Origin of the sequence: Chitinibacter sp. ZOR0017, assembly GCF_000799095.1 — a bacterium.
Classification (GTDB): domain Bacteria; phylum Pseudomonadota; class Gammaproteobacteria; order Burkholderiales; family Chitinibacteraceae; genus Chitinibacter; species Chitinibacter tainanensis.
Window position 1 is genome coordinate 98,913 of record NZ_JTLG01000008.1, and the last position, 15,401, is coordinate 114,313.

The following is a 15,401-nucleotide window of genomic DNA, read 5'->3' on the forward strand; positions in this document are numbered from 1 at the left end:
TGCGGGAGAATTGGCATGGCCCCAACTAGCGATATTCTCGTCCGGCATTTTCGCCAGATTCTGATCTGGCCCCTGCAATTAATGCCGATGTCCCACCTGCCTGGCGAACTCAAGGCCATGGGGCGGCAGTGGGAAATCTTGCAGCGCGCCGCTAGCGAAGGCTCGCCGTGGCAACCTCGCGCCACCGAATTCGATACTTCCCCTGAACAATTTGAAGAGCGGCACTACCGCGAATTCATCACCTTTCTGCCTTATGTGCAGCGGTTTTTGTATGGCGAACAGGTGAGTATGGCTGGCGATATTGCCAGCTATGGCCGCTCTCCCTTGCATGTTTTTCGCCGTAGCGATATTCAGCAGGTGCTAATGGTGTTTAAAGATGGCGCTACGCATCATTTCAAAGTGGCGCACATCGATCTGTATTTCTTTTATGACGTCGATGTCGTGATTCTAGCGTTTGAGATCATGGGCAATGACCTGCCGCTGCGCCGGGTGCAAGATGCCTTGTTCCGCTTTGGTCGCGCCTATCCGGCGCAATGGGATGGGCCGCGCGAGGCGGCCAATTGCTTGCGTAAAGTCGCCTGGCTAGATGCGGATGGCGAAGTGCTGGCGGAATCCGACTATGAAGAGCGGCAGGCCTATCTGAGCCATATGGGTCAATATCGTGCGCCGCGTATGGCCGAGCATTGGGCGTATTTACTCAACCCCTTGGTGCCGCATCATTCTGGCCTTGAGGGAGAAGTGCGCTACCGCCAGATCGAATACCATCGTATGCCGCTGATGGCGTATATCGCGGTGGATGATCCGTTTGCGCTGCGGGATGAAGATTTTTATGCGCTAGGAACGGTCGGCAAACCTGGCGAAGATCAGATTCTGCCTCTTACACCGAAACTGCTGGCTGATTTTGAAGCTGACTGCTGCTTTGATCGCTTCTGGGCGCCCGAGCAGCGCCATCGCTCAGCCTCTACCCGCATGATGTGCTCTGGGCATGCCTTTATTATGGTGGGGCAGCATGGCAACGAGTTTTACAGTAATCCGTATACCGGTGTACTGGGGCAGTTTCGACACCAGCATTTTCTGTTGGTGCTCATCGCGCATTTTCATAAATCAGCGTTACTATTGTTTTCAGATCGGATGGCGGCGGCGCTGTCGGCGCTCAATTTAAAAGACCCGCTGTCGATTCGGCACTTTAAGCGTGAAATCCGCTTGTTGCTGGAGAGTTTTTTGCGCTTTAACCAGCGCTACTGGTTTCGCGAGGTCTCGCATCAAATCGTTTCCAGCCAGTTGTTTGGCATGATGAATCGCCACCTTGATACTGTGCGACAACATGAAGAAGTCCGTGAATCGGTGCAGAGTATGAATCAGTACCTTGAAAACGATGATTTGCGCCGGCAGGCCGATACCGTGGTGCGCCTCACGGTGGTGACTATCTTTGGTTTGTTGGGTACCACCATCACCGGATTTCTTGGCATGAATCTATTTGATTTGGCCGCCGAATCGGGGTGGATGAAATTGCTGTATTTTGCCGCGGTGTCGCTGCCAACCGCAGGGCTGATTTTTTATACCGTAGCGCGCTCAAAGAGTTTGTCCGAGTTTCTGGATGCTATGTCCGATGAGCGGGTGAGCAATAAGCAAGCTTTCGTCGCGCTGCGCAACGTCTGGCGCAAAAAGAAAGCCCAGCCACCGGTATGAAAATCTTGCATGGCAGCCTGACTGGAGCGCATCTCGCTTTGCGCTAAGTCATGGTAGAATTACCTATCTTTTAACGGCCACGGATGCTTCCCGCTCATGTTCTCGAAGTCACAAACCATTGCCCAGTATGATCCAGAACTCGCTGCTGCCATTGCCGGCGAAGTCGTGCGTCAGCACGAACACATCGAGCTGATCGCTTCGGAAAACTACACCAGCCCAGCCGTGATGGAAGCGCAGGGTTCGCAGCTGACCAATAAATACGCGGAAGGCTATCCTGGCAAACGTTTCTACGGCGGTTGCGAACACGTGGACGTGATCGAGCAACTGGCCATTGATCGCATCAAAGCTCTGTTTGGTGCTGAATACGCCAACGTACAGCCACACTCTGGCTCGCAAGCCAACCAAGCTGTGTATTTCTCGATCCTGAAACCGGGCGACACCGTAATGGGTATGAACCTCGGTCATGGCGGTCACCTGACGCATGGTTCGCCAGCTAATCTTTCCGGCAAATTGTTCAATATCGTGGCCTACGGTCTGAACGAAAACGAAGAAATCGATTACGACGATATGGAGCGCGTAGCGCTGGAAACCAAGCCAAAACTGCTGATCGGTGGTGCTTCGGCTTATGCACTGCGTTTTGACTGGGCGCGTATGCGTGAAATCGCCGACAAAGTCGGTGCCTACTTCATGGTGGATATGGCCCACTACGCCGGTCTGATCGCGGCGGGTGTATATCCAAACCCTGTGCCACACGCGCACTTCGTTACTTCAACCACCCACAAAACCCTGCGTGGTCCACGTGGCGGTATCATTCTGGCGAAAGCTGAATTTGAAAAGAGCCTGAATTCAAACGTGTTCCCAACACTGCAAGGCGGCCCGCTGATGCACGTGATTGCAGCCAAAGCCGTGGCCTTTAAAGAAGCTGCGACGCCTGAATTCAAAGCTTACCAAGCGCAAGTGCTGAAAAACGCTGCAGCAATGGCCAAAACTCTGGCTGAGCGTGGTCTGCGCATTATTTCTGGTCGCACCGAGTCGCACGTATTCCTGGTTGATCTGCGTCCGAAAAACCTGACTGGTAAAGCTGCTGACGCCTTCCTGGGCAAAGCGCACATTACTGTGAACAAAAACGCGATCCCGAATGACCCAGAAAGCCCATTCGTGACTTCAGGTATCCGTATCGGTGCGCCAGCGATCACCACGCGTGGCTTTAAGGAAGAAGAAGCGATTCAAGTCGCTAATCTGATCGCTGATGTGCTGGATAATCCAGAAGACGAAGCAAATATCGCAGCAGTGGCCGCGAAAGTAAAAGCGCTGACCGCGCGCTTCCCGGTTTACGGCGACTAAGTTTTAGCGGTACTCAGAAGACAGGTGGCGCCGCTGCGCCACCTTTTTCTATTTACAGAGCAAACAATTCACTTTTTGCGTGCTCTAGGGTATATCCCGAATCTTGTTTTGTCACAAGCTTTGGCACCATATACCTACTCGGTGTATTTGGGGTGCTTGTATTTTGCGCCGCAGCACTGATCTAATTGATGTTCTTTGTTGATCTTTACGGGGTTCGTGCATGAAGTGCCCATTTTGTGGTTCACCTGATACGCAGGTGGTTGATTCGCGAGTATCCGACGAAGGGGATGTCGTGCGTCGCCGGCGTCGCTGCGCGATCTGCGATAAGCGCTTTACCACCTACGAAACCGCCGAAGTCCGTATGCCGCAGGTGGTGAAACAAACCGGCCAGCGGGTTGAGTTTGATCGCGAAAAAGTACGCACCAGTTTCCTGCGCGCCCTGCATAAACGTCCGGTACCCACGCCGCTGGTGGACGAAGCCATTTCCCGCATCATTCAACGTGTCCTCACCATCGGTGAGCGTGAAATCATGTCCCGTCAGATCGGTGAGATGGTGATTGCCGAGCTCGCCAAGTTGGATAAAGTCGCCTATATCCGCTTCGCCTCGGTCTATCGTTCCTTCCAGGATGTGGAAGACTTCCGCGATGTGATTCGCGAAGTGAGCAAGCAATAATGAGTTTTTCCGCCTTTGATCAGGCCATGATGGCCAAAGCGCTGCAAGTGGCAGCGCAAGGTGCTGCACTCACGAGCCCAAACCCTTGTGTGGGCGCGGTGATTGTGGCCGGTGAAGACATCATCGGCTACGGTCATAGCCAGGCAGCGGGCGGCGCGCATGCCGAAATCATGGCGTTGAAAATGGCCAAGGCCAAAGCGCCGGGCCAATTAGTCGGCGCAACGGCCTATGTCACCCTGGAGCCTTGCAGCCATTTTGGCCGCACCCCGCCGTGCGCCAATGCGCTGATTGGGGCTGGCATCGACCGCGTCATCGCCGCTTTACGCGACCCTAATCCTTTGGTGGCCGGGCAGGGTTTGGCACGACTGGCCAACCATGGCATCGAAGTGGCCCATGGCTTGCTGGCCGAGCAGGCGCGCGAGCTACACAAGGGTTTTCTCAGCCGCATGATCCGCCAGCGCCCGTGGGTTACGGTTAAATTGGCCGCGAGCTTAGACGGCCGCATTGCCCTAGAAAACGGACAATCCCAATGGATTACCGGCGCCGAGGCGCGGCTGGATGTACAGCGTTTGCGCGCGCAAGCCTGTGCCGTGCTCACTGGGGTGGGCACGGTGCTGGCCGATGATCCGCAACTGAATGTACGCGAGCTGGCAGTAAGCCGGCAGCCACAGCGGGTGGTACTCGATAGCCGAGGTCGTACGCCGCATGCCGCGAAGGTGCTCACCAGTAGCGGTGGTTACACCCATGTGCTCAGTGGCGCCGGCCCCGCTGAACTGCAGCATTTTCACAGTGAGCAATCCTGTGCCGTGCAGTTGCCGCTGTGCGATGGCGAGCTCGACCTGCATGCCGCCATGGCATATCTGGGGCAGCAAGGCTTTAATCAGGTCTTGGTCGAGGCCGGCGGAACGCTAGTGGGCGCTTTGCTGCAGGCAGGTTTGGTGGATGAGATCATCCTTTATCAGGCGATGACCTTGCTGGGCAAAGGGCGCGGCATGGCCGACTTTTCCTTAAGCGACCTGGCCGATCAGCACCGCCTGACGCTACTGGAACAACGCCGCGTGGGCGCCGATCAGCGCCTGACCTTGCGTTTAACAAAGCCGCACATCGCCTTTGCCCAAGCCACCGCGGTGGCTTAAGCCGGAGCCTCAACATGACTGAATCAACGACCCTGCGTTGCCCCGATTGTGGCCAAGCCCTTGAGGTTCTCGCTGCCTGTGGCGCGAAAAGTTATTTCTGCAATCACTGTAATGAACTGAAATCTTCGCAACGGGTGAAAGAGGCTAATCCGGCCCAATTCACCGCACCTAAGGACTAAACATGTTTACCGGCATTATTCAGGCCATCGGGCAGATCGAAGCAGTGGACGCCTTTGAAGGGGGCGTACGCCTCACCGTAGATGCAGGCGAATTAGACCTTTCCAATGTAGTACTGGGGGATAGTATTGCTCACAACGGCGCATGCATGACTGTGATTGAGCAGATACCCCCACGCAAATACAAAATTGATGTTTCCAATGAATCGCTGCGCTGTACCGTTGGCCTAGATCGGCCGGGCCCAGTGAACCTGGAAAAAGCCATGCGCTTAGGCGACATGTTGGGTGGGCATATGGTGTCCGGTCACGTGGATGGTGTTGGCACCGTGCTGGCGTTTGATCCGGTCGGCGAAAATCGCCTGCTGCGCATTGCTGCTCCGGCCACGCTGGCGCGTTATCTTGCCGCGAAGGGCTCGGTGGTGGTCAATGGCGTCTCGCTTACCACCAATACCGTGCGTGACACAGCGGCGGGTTGCGAATTTGAAATCAATCTAATCCCGCACACCTTGTCGGTGACCACGCTTGGCCAGCTGCAAGCTGGCGCGCAGGTAAATCTCGAAATCGACCTGATTGCCCGCTATGTTGAACGGATGGTATCGCTAGAGCAGCAAGGGAGCGCCGTATGAGTCAGATTGCCCCAGTACAGGAAATCATCGCCGAGCTAAAAGCCGGCCGCATGGTGGTGTTGGTGGATGAAGAAGATCGCGAAAATGAAGGCGATCTGGTTTTGGCCGCCGATTTTGTGACGCCCGAGGCGATCAACTTCATGGCCAAATATGGCCGTGGTTTGGTTTGCCTAACGCTAACTCCCGAGCGCTGCAAACTGCTAAATCTCACCACCATGGTGCAGAGCAATGGCTCGTCGTTTGGTACTAATTTTACCGCCTCGATTGAAGCCGCCGAAGGCGTCAGCACGGGCATTTCCGCGCATGATCGCGCGCTAACGATCCGCAAAGCGGTGGCATTTGATGCCAAGGCTGCCGATGTGGTTTCACCCGGGCATGTGTTCCCGGTGATGGCGCAGCCCGGCGGGGTTTTGGTGCGTGCTGGGCACACCGAAGCTGGCTGTGATCTGGCCATGATGGCGGGCCTAACGCCTGCGTCGGTGATCTGCGAGATTATGAACGACGATGGCACCATGGCGCGCCTGCCGGAGCTATTGGAGTTCGCGGCGCAGCATGGACTGAAAATCGGCACCATCGCCGATCTGATCAATTACCGCAGCCGCACCGAATCCTTAGTTGAATGCGTGGGCCGTCGCCCCGTGCGCACCTTTGCCGGTGAATTCGAGCTGGCCGTGTACCGCGATAAACTCACCAAATCGACGCATCTGGCGCTGGTTAAAGGTCAGCCTTGCCCCACAGAAGAAACCTTGGTGCGGGTGCATGAGCCTGCCTCGCTCATGGATTGGCTGGATCTGGATGGGCGCCGGCATTCTTGGTCGGTGGAGGCGAGCTTGCAGGCCATCAATCAGGCCGGTAAAGGCGTGATGATCTTGCTGCACCGGACTGAATCTGGCGAAGACCTGCTGGCCCGCGCTTTGCCCGAACTGCAGCTGAATAAAGCCCAGAAATGGGATATGCGCACCTACGGGATTGGCGCACAAATGTTGAAAGACTTAGGCGTGGGCGCCATGCGCCTGATGTCGCCTGAGCGCAAAATTCCGAGCATGACCGGTTTTGGTTTGGAAATCACCGGTTTTGCCCAACCGAATCAATAAAAGACTAAAGGATCAATCATGAGTGTACCTGCAGGTATCCAGCAAATTGCCCCGAATCTAAATGGCCAAGGCATGAAAATTGGCGTGGTAATGAGCCGTTTTAATACGCCGGTGTGCGAAGGCTTGCGCGACAACTGCCTGGATGAGCTGGTGAAACTGGGCGTAGCGCCCGGCGATATCGTGCTGGGCACTGTGGCCGGCGCGCTGGAAATTCCGGTGGTATTGCAAAAGATGGCCAATAGCGGTCGTTACGATGCGCTAATCGCGCTGGGTGCGATTATTCGCGGTGAAACCTACCATTTTGAACTGGTGGCCAATGAATCCGGTGCGGGTGTAACGCGCATTACGCTAGACAGCAAAATGCCGATCGCCAACTGCATTCTGACCACCGAAAACGACGAACAGGCCGAAGTGCGTGTTGTAGAAAAAGCGCGCGAAGCCGCGCGTGTTGCGGTAGAAACCGCTAATTTGTTAAAGGCAGTAGCATGAGCGAAGAACAAAAAGCCCCGGCCAAAAAAGGCCCAATGAAATCCGCCCGCCGCCGGGCGCGCGAGTTTGCGGTGCAAGGGGTATATCAATACCTGATGAGTCACGAAACCGTGAACAACATCGACCTGTATCTGCGCTCGAGCAGCACCTATTTTGGCAAAGCCGATGCCAATCTGTATCGCGCGATTTTGTTCGGCGTGATTAAAGATGCTGCCAGCCTGACCAAGGCCATTGAGCCACATGTGGATCGCCCACTGGAAGAAGTCAGCACCGTGGAGCTGGCCGTGTTGTATACCGGCGCGTTCGAAATTATCTCGATGCCAGAAACCCCATATCCGGTCATCATCAACGAAGCCATTGAGCTCACCAAAACTTACGGCGGTTCAGATGGCCACCGTTTTGTGAATGGCGTGCTGGATAAAGTGGCCGAGCAAGTGCGCGCCGAAGAGTTTGCCGCGATTCGTGCCAAACGTCAGGGCTAACGAGGGCGCGGTTTGAACGAGTTTGATCTGATTCGCCAGTATTTCACCCGCCCCACACCGCGGGCGGTGGTGGGGATTGGCGATGATGCCGCGCTACTTAGCCTCAGCCCCGGACATCAGCTGGCCGTGTCAGCTGATATGCTGGTGGCCGGCCGGCATTTTTTTGCCGATGCCGACCCCGAGCGGCTTGGGCACAAAGCCTTGGCGGTCAATCTATCAGACCTCGCTGCCATGGGGGCCAAGCCCAGCTGGTTTACGCTCTCGCTGGCCTTGCCCAACGTCGATGCCGACTGGCTGGCGGCCTTTAGTCGCGGCATGTTTGCCTTGGCCGATGCGCATGGGATCGAGCTGGTGGGGGGGGACACCACCAAGGGCCCGTTGACGATTGCGATCCAGATTGCTGGCGAAGTAGAAACTGGCTCTCGCATGCTGCGCTCACAGGCGCAGCTAGGGGATGATATCTGGGTGAGTGGCCCATTGGGCGCGGCCGCTGCGGCGGTGATGTATCGCACTGGGCGAGTTACCCTCGCCGCTGAGATCGCGGCGCGCTGTGATCTGCGGCTGGATTTACCGCAACCCCGTGTGGCCTTAGGCCGGGCGATCCGCCCCCTGGTGCATGCAGCGATGGATATCTCAGATGGCCTAGCGGGTGATCTGCGGCATATATGCCAGCGCTCGCAGTGCGGGGCCAGAATTGAAGTTGACGCAGTGCCTGCCGCACCCGAGTTGGCTGCTTTACCTGCCGAGCTGGCTTTGGAAGCCAAGCTGGCCGGTGGCGATGATTACGAGTTACTCTTTACCGCGCCCGCCAGCGCCCGCGCGCAATTGGCCGCTATTGGCCAGGACCTGGGCTTGGCGCTTAGCCAGATCGGGCAGATTACCGCGGCCTCAGGCGTGCAGTTTGTGGATGCCGCTGGGGAAACTCTGGATTTGGGCTTGGGTGGCTTTGATCATTTTCGCGCCCCCTAAAGCCGCTGAGCACAGTTTGAGATGACGATGACGCAGGATAAAAAACAGCCGCCATTACTAACGCCCGATTGGGCGTTTTTAATGCGCCATCCCGCCCACTGGCTGGCCTTTGGCTTTGGCGCTGGTCTGGCTCGGCGCGCGCCGGGCACGTGGGGCACGCTGGTGGCCTTGCCGCTGTTTGCGCTTTTGCATATCTGGCTGCCAGCACCGATTATTTTTGCCCTATGTTGGCCCTTGTTTGCGGCAGGTATCTGGTTTTGTGAGGTCACTGGGCGGGCCCTTGGCGTCAGTGATTATGGCGGCATCGTCTGGGACGAGATCGTCGCTATGTTGATGGTGCTGTGTTTTGCGCCGGAGAGCTGGCTGGGCTGGCTGATGGCTTTTGCGCTGTTTCGCTTATTTGATATCGTCAAACCCTGGCCCATACGCTGGTGTGATCGCCAGATCAAAGGTGGCTTAGGCGTGATGGTGGACGACATTTTGGCCGCCGTGATGGCGATAGCCGTTTTGCTGATGATTAGCCCCTGGATTTCTTAATGGGTATGGCTCTGTAGCTGTTTTCTAATAATGGCTGTGGCTTAATACCCTCTTGGTGTATACATGATTCGATTAAAGTCACTCACGCTGCGGCGTGGGGTGAAAGTACTGCTAGATAGCGTAGATCTAACCCTTAATCCCGGCAGTAAAACCGGCGTGGTCGGTGCCAATGGCGCCGGTAAATCCAGCTTTTTTGCCTTGCTGCGCGATGAAATCCACCCAGATACCGGCGATCTCTTAATGCCGCCGCGGGCGGCGATTGCCCATGTGGCGCAAGAAACGCCGGCCTTGCCCTGCACGGCGCTGGATTATGTGCTGGATGGCGATGTAGAGTTGCGTCGGGTGGAGGCTGAGCTTGCCGCTGTAGCAGGGGATGGCGTGCGCCATGGTGAGTTGCTGGCCCAGCTGGAAGCGATTGATGGCTACGCCGCACCTGCGCGGGCTGGCAAATTGCTGGCTGGGCTAGGCTTTAGTAGCGATGAAATGCAACGGCCCGTGAGTAGCTTCTCGGGGGGCTGGCGTATGCGCTTGAATCTGGCGCAGGCGCTAATGTGCCGCTCGGATCTGCTGCTCTTGGATGAGCCGACCAATCACTTGGATCTGGAGACCGTAGTCTGGCTGGAAGGCTGGCTTAAATCCTATCGCGGTATGTTGCTGGTGATCTCGCATGATCGTGATTTTCTCGATGCGACCGTGGGGCAGATCTTACATATCGAGCAGCAAGGGATGCAGCTCTACACCGGTAACTATGCCGATTTCGAAGCCCAGCGCGCCGAGAAACTGGCCCAGCAAAACCAGGCTTTTGAAAAGCAGCAACGGCAAATCGCCCACCTAGAAAGCTTTATTACCCGCTTTAAGGCCAAGGCCAGCAAGGCCAAACAGGCGCAAAGCCGGGTGAAGGCCTTGGAAAAAATGGAGCGGATCGCCGCCGCGCATGTCGATTCGCCATTTAGTTTTGCTTTCCGCGAGCCCGAATCGTCACCTAGCCCCTTGGTACGGCTGGAAAATGGCGTGGCAGGCTATCAGGCCGCTGCGCCGGTGTTGCAAGGGCTGAACCTCAGCCTCGAAAACAAAGCCCGCTTGGGCTTATTGGGCGTGAACGGGGCAGGGAAGTCGACCTTTATTCGTTCGCTGGCCGGCGAGCAGCCCCTGCTGGCAGGTATTCGCACCGAAGGCAAAGGCCTGCGTGTGGGTTACTTTGCCCAGCATCAGCTCGAATATCTGCGGCTGGAAGAATCCGCGTTGTGGCACTTGCAAAAGCTCGACCCGACCACGCGTGAGCAAGAGCACCGCAACTTCTTGGGCGGCTTTAATTTTGTCGGCGATATGGCCACTTGCCCGGTGGCGCCGTTCTCTGGGGGCGAGAAAGCCCGTCTCGCGTTGGCGCTGCTGATCTGGCAAAAACCGAATTTATTGCTGCTCGATGAGCCTACCAACCACTTGGACATCGAAATGCGCGAGGCGCTGACCTTTGCGCTACAGGATTTCGAAGGCGCTTTATTGGTGGTCTCGCATGATCGGCATTTATTACGCGCCACCGTAGATGATTTCTGGCTGATTGAAGGTGGCCGCGTGCGGCCATTTGATGGCGATCTGGACGATTACAGCCGATACAGCCAGGAAAAACGTGGTGAGCAGGCGGCAAGCGCCCAGCCGGCAGCTTCAGGTGAGAGCAATAATCGCAAAGAGCAAAAGCGGCAAGAGGCGCAAGAGCGGCAACGCTTGGCCGCGCTGCGCAAACCCCTCGAGCAAAAGCTCGCCAAAGTTGAAAAAAGCCTGGCACAGCTACAAGCGCAGCAAAGTGAGCTGAATACTTTGCTGGCCGAGGAAAGCATCTATAGCGCTGAGCGTAAAGACGAACTGCAAACAGCGTTGCGGCAAGATGCCGAAGTTAAAGCGCAGTTGGAAGAGTTGGAGCTGCAATGGTTGGAGCTGAGTAGCGAGCTGGAAGAAATCTTGTAGTGATTCAAATAAAGGCTAGGGTATATTGCTCTAGCCTTTTTTATATCTACCTTTGAGGGTAATACCCCTGTGAATTTTCTGCGTAGCAATCTGGGCTTATGGCTATTTTGGCTGTTAGTTTTGGTCTGTGTGTACGGGGCGTTTGAGCATTTTGTATTTAGCCGCCAGCCGGCCGCCACGACGCTAGAAGCCACGGGTGGCCAAGTACTGCAGGTGCGCAAAGGGCGGGATGGGCATTTTCGCCTGCCCGGTACCCTGAATGGTGCTCCGGCCATTTTAATGGTGGATACCGGTGCCAGTAGCGTGACGCTCGATGAAGATCTGGCCCGGCAGCTGAATTTACCGATAGGCGAGCGCTTTACCACCCAAACGGCCAATGGCCCCGTTGAGGCCTATGCCACTGTACTGGCCGAATTGCGCCTGGGGCCATTTACCTTGCGGCAGGTATCGGCGGCAGTGGTGCCACGTTTGGGGGATGAGATCTTGCTGGGGATGAATGTACTGCGGCGTTTTAAACTGGAGATACAGGGTGAACAGCTGCAGTTAAGTCCACTCGAACAGACCAGCCACTAGCCGGCTTGCGACTCACGATGAGGTGTGGATGACTACGGGTAATTAGCCGCGTACTGGGTGATGGGGCGGGTTGACCTGGCTTTTGAGCTCGACGGCCAGTAGGCTGTCCACGCGTTTGAGTACTTCGCTGGCATTGGCGAGATACTGGGCAATCGCGGTGCTCAAATCATCAGCGTAGTTAATCGGGCGGATCGGCATGGTCTGGCTCTGGGTTGTCATCACAGGTGGCAAGTGCATTAGCCACTAATGATGTTATCGGCATAGCAGGCACTAACTTGAGCACATTACTGAACAAAACGCGCCAATAAATTGATCTAGAACAAAAAAAGCCCCGCTAGTGCGGGGCTTTGTGTTGCGAGCCTAACTTAGGCTTGGCCGTAGGTTTCTTTGTATTCGCGACCGTAGAAGCTATCGAGCAACAGCTGTTTCAGCTCGCTGATCAGCGGGAAGCGTGGGTTGGCGCCGGTACACTGATCGTCGAAGGCTTCTTCAGCGATCCGATCTACTTTAGCCAGGAAGTCTGCTTCGTTCACGCCGGCATCTTTGATCGATTGCGGAATGTTCAGCGCAGCTTTCAACTCGTCCACCCAAGCCACCAGTGCGGCGACTTTCTGATCATCGTTTTTGCCTGGCAAGCCCAGATGCTCGGCGATATCGGCATAGCGGCATTTCGCTTGTGGACGGTCGTACTGACTAAAGGCCGTTTGTTTAGTCGGAATATCCACCGCGTTGTAACGAATCACATTGCTGATCAGCAGGGCATTGGCCAAACCGTGGGCGAGGTGGAACTCGGCACCGATTTTGTGCGCCATTGAGTGACAAACACCCAGGAAGGCATTGGCAAAGGCTACACCGGCGATGGTGGCGGCGTTGTGTACGCCTTCACGTGCCGCAGGGTCATTCGCGCCGTTGCTGTAGGCTGATGGTAAGTGCTGTTTCAACAGTTTCAGCGCTTGCAGTGCTTGTGGGTCGCTAAACTCGTTAGCCAGTACCGATACATAAGCTTCCAGTGCGTGAGTCACCGCATCGATACCACCGAAGGCAGTCAGCGATTTTGGCATATTCATTACCAAGTTCGCATCGACAATCGCCATATTCGGGGTCAGCTCATAGTCGGCGATTGGGTATTTCATGCCGGTTTTTTCATCGGTTACCACCGCGAATGGGGTTACTTCCGAACCAGTACCTGAAGTGGTTGGGATCGCGATCAGTTCGGCTTTAACACCCATTTTCGGGAATTTATAAATCCGCTTACGGATATCCATAAAGCGCAGGGCCAGATCTTCGAAGTGTACTTCTGGGTGCTCGTACATAACCCACATGATTTTCGCTGCATCCATGGGCGAACCACCACCCAAGGCTACGATCACGTCAGGTTTGAAGCTATTGAGCATCGCCACACCTTTGCGCACGACGGCCAGAGTTGGGTCAGCTTCAACTTCATAAAACACTTCAACTTCCAGGCCATTCTGTTTCAGGATGCGGATGGTTTCATCTACATAGCCGTTGTTGAACAGATAGCGGTCAGTCACGATGGCTGCGCGTTTTTTGTTCGACAACTCTTCCAAGGCTACAGACAGACTACCGCGACGGAAGTAAATGCTTTTCGGAAGTTTATGCCACAACATATTTTCAGCTCGCTTCGCCACAGTTTTCTTGTTGATCAAGTGTTTCGGGCCCACGTTCTCGGAAATCGAGTTCCCACCCCAAGAGCCGCAACCCAGGGTCAGCGATGGCGCCAGCTTGAAGTTGTACAGGTCACCGATACCACCTTGTGATGAAGGGGTATTGATCAGAATCCGGGCGGTTTTCATTTTGTCGCCGAAGTAGACAATGCGTTCTTTCTGCAAGTCTTGATCGGTGTACAGCGATGAGGTGTGGCCAATCCCGCCCAATGCCACCAGTGCTTCCGCTTTATGCACGGCATCGAAGAAATCTTTGGCGCGATACATGGCCAGAGTAGGGGAGAGTTTCTCGTGCGCGAAGGCTTCTTCTTCACCCACAGATGCCACTTCACCGATCAACACTTTGGTATACGGCGGTACTTTGATGCCGGCCATTTCAGCGATTTTCAGCGCCGATTGTCCTACGATACCTGCATTCAGGTTGCCATCGATCAGGATGACTTTGCGTACCGCTTCGGTTTCTTTCTTGTTCAGAATGTAGCCGCCATTGCTGTTAAAGCGCTCTTTGACTTGCTCGTAGATGCTGTCAACGATGATGACGGATTGCTCAGACGCACAGACCACGCCGTTGTCGAAGGTTTTTGACATCAGGATCGAGGCTACTGCACGTTTGATGTCGGCGGTTTCATCAATCACCACCGGGGTATTACCCGCACCCACACCAATGGCTGGTTTACCCGAGCTATAAGCTGCCCGCACCATGCCTGGGCCACCGGTTGCCAGAATCAGATTCAGGTCTGGGTGTTTCATCAGGTGGTTAGAAAGCTCTACAGTGGGCTCATCAATCCAGCCAATAATGTCGCGTGGCGCGCCAGCTGAAACTGCGGCTTCCAGAACGATGCGGGCCGCTTCGCAAGTTGATTTGCGAGCACGTGGGTGTGGGCTGAAGATAATACCGTTACGCGTTTTCAGCGAAATCAGGGCTTTGAAAATAGCGGTTGAGGTTGGATTGGTTGTTGGCACAATCCCGCAAATCAGGCCAATTGGCTCGGCGATGGTGATGGTACCGAAAGCTTCGTCTTCTTCGAGTACGCCACAAGTTTTTTCGGTTTTGTAGGCGTTGTAGATATATTCAGAAGCAAAGTGATTTTTGATTACTTTGTCTTCGACGATCCCCATGCCGGTTTCGGCTACGGCCATTTTTGAGAGTGGCAAACGGGCATCAGCAGCCGCGAGTGCAGCTACACGGAAAATCTCGTCCACTTGTTGCTGGGTGAAAGTTGAGAACAGTTGCTGAGCTTTTTTTACTCGAGCGACCAGTGCATCCAGTTCTTGAACATTGGTAACAGCCATTTTGTGCTCCTGACTTGCTAAGTGGATTTCTGTGGTAATCATCTTATGTCTGACAACTAATCTTGTCTGTGCTTTATTTACGCGTCATGAAACGGTGTAAAAAAGACCAAACTTGCTGAGTGATGCCAACATCTTCAGGTGATGGAAGCATGGTAGATGCAGTATGGATATGAAAAGTTGATATTTCTCATGTTTTCAAACGCCCTTCATCTAAAATTCGCATAATGTATATTATGTAAAGTAATATCGGGGAATATGAGCTGGTGTGCTCCATGTCGAGCCCACTTAAGCCTGAAATCCATGAATCCCCGCCAAACTAGCTGCGATGACTGTTATTATCGCGACTTGTCACGATGACTTGGTGCAGCATGGAGCAAACCAAAGATAAAAAACCGCGCGGCCGGCGCCCTTTGCATGGGCAAGCGATGAGCGTTGCAGAACGCAAGCGCCGCTCGCGGGCGCTGCAGATTAAGCGCGCCACGCAAAACCATCAGTTGCGCCTACCGAAAGCGTTGTCAGTAGAAATCGATGCTAGCTTGCATCAGAAGTTCCGCACCTATTGCCAGCAACAGCAGCTCACGCAAGCTGAAGCACTCGAGAAAATTCTCGCTGCATTGGTTTTGGATTAAAAATTGGGCAGCATTATTTTGGCCCCAAGACCAATGCGGGATAC

Annotated in this window: 16 protein-coding genes; 14 read left to right on the forward strand and 2 right to left on the reverse strand. The window is 54.9% G+C overall.

All coding sequences use genetic code 11. From position 1 onward, the window contains the following. The first annotated feature begins 15 nt into the window (after positions 1–15). From L991_RS02555 to L991_RS02610, 13 genes are all read left to right on the forward strand, one after another. A complete protein-coding gene (locus L991_RS02555; protein WP_047391875.1) occupies positions 16–1,689 on the forward strand; it encodes a CorA family divalent cation transporter in 1,674 nt (557 codons plus the stop codon). A 96-nt stretch (positions 1,690–1,785) separates the two neighbouring features. Beyond that, positions 1,786–3,033 (forward strand): serine hydroxymethyltransferase, encoded by a 1,248-nt coding sequence (glyA, locus tag L991_RS02560; protein WP_047391877.1) that lies wholly within the window; start codon positions 1,786–1,788, stop codon positions 3,031–3,033. Positions 3,034–3,253: 220 nt separating this feature from the next. Continuing rightward, complete coding sequence (nrdR, locus tag L991_RS02565) at positions 3,254–3,706, forward strand: transcriptional regulator NrdR (RefSeq protein WP_028449369.1); 453 nt, start codon at positions 3,254–3,256, stop codon at positions 3,704–3,706. Continuing rightward, positions 3,706–4,842 carry a bifunctional diaminohydroxyphosphoribosylaminopyrimidine deaminase/5-amino-6-(5-phosphoribosylamino)uracil reductase RibD gene (gene ribD / locus L991_RS02570; protein ID WP_047391879.1) on the forward strand — a complete coding sequence of 379 codons (1,137 nt, stop codon included), beginning with the start codon at positions 3,706–3,708 and terminating at the stop codon, positions 4,840–4,842. Before nrdR ends, ribD begins: the two co-directional genes overlap by 1 nt. A 14-nt stretch (positions 4,843–4,856) precedes the next feature. Next, a complete protein-coding gene (locus tag L991_RS17990) occupies positions 4,857–5,021 on the forward strand; it encodes a zinc-ribbon domain-containing protein (protein ID WP_081986445.1) in 165 nt (54 codons plus the stop codon). Between the two features lie 2 nt (positions 5,022–5,023). Beyond that, positions 5,024–5,644, forward strand: coding sequence for a riboflavin synthase (locus L991_RS02575; protein WP_047391882.1), 621 nt, complete (start codon positions 5,024–5,026; stop codon positions 5,642–5,644). Next, the gene (gene ribBA / locus L991_RS02580) at positions 5,641–6,738 is read left to right on the forward strand and encodes a bifunctional 3,4-dihydroxy-2-butanone-4-phosphate synthase/GTP cyclohydrolase II (RefSeq protein ID WP_047391886.1); all 1,098 of its coding nucleotides are present in this window, start codon (positions 5,641–5,643) and stop codon (positions 6,736–6,738) included. The genes L991_RS02575 and ribBA overlap by 4 nt, the downstream gene beginning before the upstream one ends. An 18-nt stretch (positions 6,739–6,756) precedes the next feature. After that, positions 6,757–7,227 (forward strand): 6,7-dimethyl-8-ribityllumazine synthase, encoded by a 471-nt coding sequence (gene ribH / locus L991_RS02585; RefSeq protein WP_047391888.1) that lies wholly within the window; start codon positions 6,757–6,759, stop codon positions 7,225–7,227. Between the two features lie 35 nt (positions 7,228–7,262). Beyond that, positions 7,263–7,709: a transcription antitermination factor NusB gene (gene nusB, locus L991_RS02590; protein ID WP_034619224.1), complete on the forward strand. Its 447-nt coding sequence runs from the start codon at positions 7,263–7,265 to the stop codon at positions 7,707–7,709. A 12-nt stretch (positions 7,710–7,721) separates the two neighbouring features. Continuing rightward, positions 7,722–8,678 (forward strand): thiamine-phosphate kinase, encoded by a 957-nt coding sequence (gene thiL, locus L991_RS02595; protein ID WP_047391890.1) that lies wholly within the window; start codon positions 7,722–7,724, stop codon positions 8,676–8,678. Between the two features lie 27 nt (positions 8,679–8,705). Then, a complete protein-coding gene (locus tag L991_RS02600; RefSeq protein ID WP_197053774.1) occupies positions 8,706–9,215 on the forward strand; it encodes a phosphatidylglycerophosphatase A in 510 nt (169 codons plus the stop codon). A gap of 63 nt (positions 9,216–9,278) precedes the next feature. Then, positions 9,279–11,177 (forward strand): ATP-binding cassette domain-containing protein, encoded by a 1,899-nt coding sequence (locus tag L991_RS02605; RefSeq protein ID WP_047391894.1) that lies wholly within the window; start codon positions 9,279–9,281, stop codon positions 11,175–11,177. A gap of 69 nt (positions 11,178–11,246) precedes the next feature. Next, complete coding sequence (locus L991_RS02610; RefSeq protein WP_052190525.1) at positions 11,247–11,750, forward strand: TIGR02281 family clan AA aspartic protease; 504 nt, start codon at positions 11,247–11,249, stop codon at positions 11,748–11,750. 42 nt (positions 11,751–11,792) lie between these two features. Here the strand turns inward: L991_RS02610 and L991_RS17175 are convergent, their stop codons facing one another. Continuing rightward, positions 11,793–11,987: a hypothetical protein gene (locus tag L991_RS17175; RefSeq protein WP_156128958.1), complete on the reverse strand. Its 195-nt coding sequence runs from the start codon at positions 11,985–11,987 to the stop codon at positions 11,793–11,795. A 128-nt stretch (positions 11,988–12,115) separates the two neighbouring features. Beyond that, positions 12,116–14,728, reverse strand: coding sequence for a bifunctional acetaldehyde-CoA/alcohol dehydrogenase (adhE, locus tag L991_RS02615; RefSeq protein WP_051258800.1), 2,613 nt, complete (start codon positions 14,726–14,728; stop codon positions 12,116–12,118). 425 nt (positions 14,729–15,153) lie between these two features. Between adhE and L991_RS02620 the strand changes: the two genes are divergently transcribed. Then, entirely contained in the window at positions 15,154–15,357 is a 204-nt protein-coding gene (locus L991_RS02620; RefSeq protein ID WP_197053775.1) for a hypothetical protein, read from the forward strand. The last annotated feature ends 44 nt before the right edge of the window (positions 15,358–15,401 follow it).

Excerpts from the sequence above, each read along its gene's own strand:
- L991_RS02555 (WP_047391875.1), top strand. The coding sequence starts at position 16 with ATGGCCCCAACTAGCGATATTCTCGTCCGGCATTTTCGCCAGATTCTG.
- glyA (WP_047391877.1), top strand. The coding sequence starts at position 1,786 with ATGTTCTCGAAGTCACAAACCATTGCCCAGTATGATCCAGAACTCGCT.
- nrdR (WP_028449369.1), top strand. The coding sequence starts at position 3,254 with ATGAAGTGCCCATTTTGTGGTTCACCTGATACGCAGGTGGTTGATTCG.
- ribD (WP_047391879.1), top strand. The coding sequence starts at position 3,706 with ATGAGTTTTTCCGCCTTTGATCAGGCCATGATGGCCAAAGCGCTGCAA.
- L991_RS17990 (WP_081986445.1), top strand. The coding sequence starts at position 4,857 with ATGACTGAATCAACGACCCTGCGTTGCCCCGATTGTGGCCAAGCCCTT.
- L991_RS02575 (WP_047391882.1), top strand. The coding sequence starts at position 5,024 with ATGTTTACCGGCATTATTCAGGCCATCGGGCAGATCGAAGCAGTGGAC.
- ribBA (WP_047391886.1), top strand. The coding sequence starts at position 5,641 with ATGAGTCAGATTGCCCCAGTACAGGAAATCATCGCCGAGCTAAAAGCC.
- ribH (WP_047391888.1), top strand. The coding sequence starts at position 6,757 with ATGAGTGTACCTGCAGGTATCCAGCAAATTGCCCCGAATCTAAATGGC.
- nusB (WP_034619224.1), top strand. The coding sequence starts at position 7,263 with ATGAAATCCGCCCGCCGCCGGGCGCGCGAGTTTGCGGTGCAAGGGGTA.
- L991_RS02600 (WP_197053774.1), top strand. The coding sequence starts at position 8,706 with ATGACGCAGGATAAAAAACAGCCGCCATTACTAACGCCCGATTGGGCG.
- L991_RS02605 (WP_047391894.1), top strand. The coding sequence starts at position 9,279 with ATGATTCGATTAAAGTCACTCACGCTGCGGCGTGGGGTGAAAGTACTG.
- L991_RS17175 (WP_156128958.1), bottom strand. The coding sequence starts at position 11,987 with ATGCACTTGCCACCTGTGATGACAACCCAGAGCCAGACCATGCCGATC.
- adhE (WP_051258800.1), bottom strand. The coding sequence starts at position 14,728 with ATGGCTGTTACCAATGTTCAAGAACTGGATGCACTGGTCGCTCGAGTA.
- L991_RS02620 (WP_197053775.1), top strand. The coding sequence starts at position 15,154 with ATGAGCGTTGCAGAACGCAAGCGCCGCTCGCGGGCGCTGCAGATTAAG.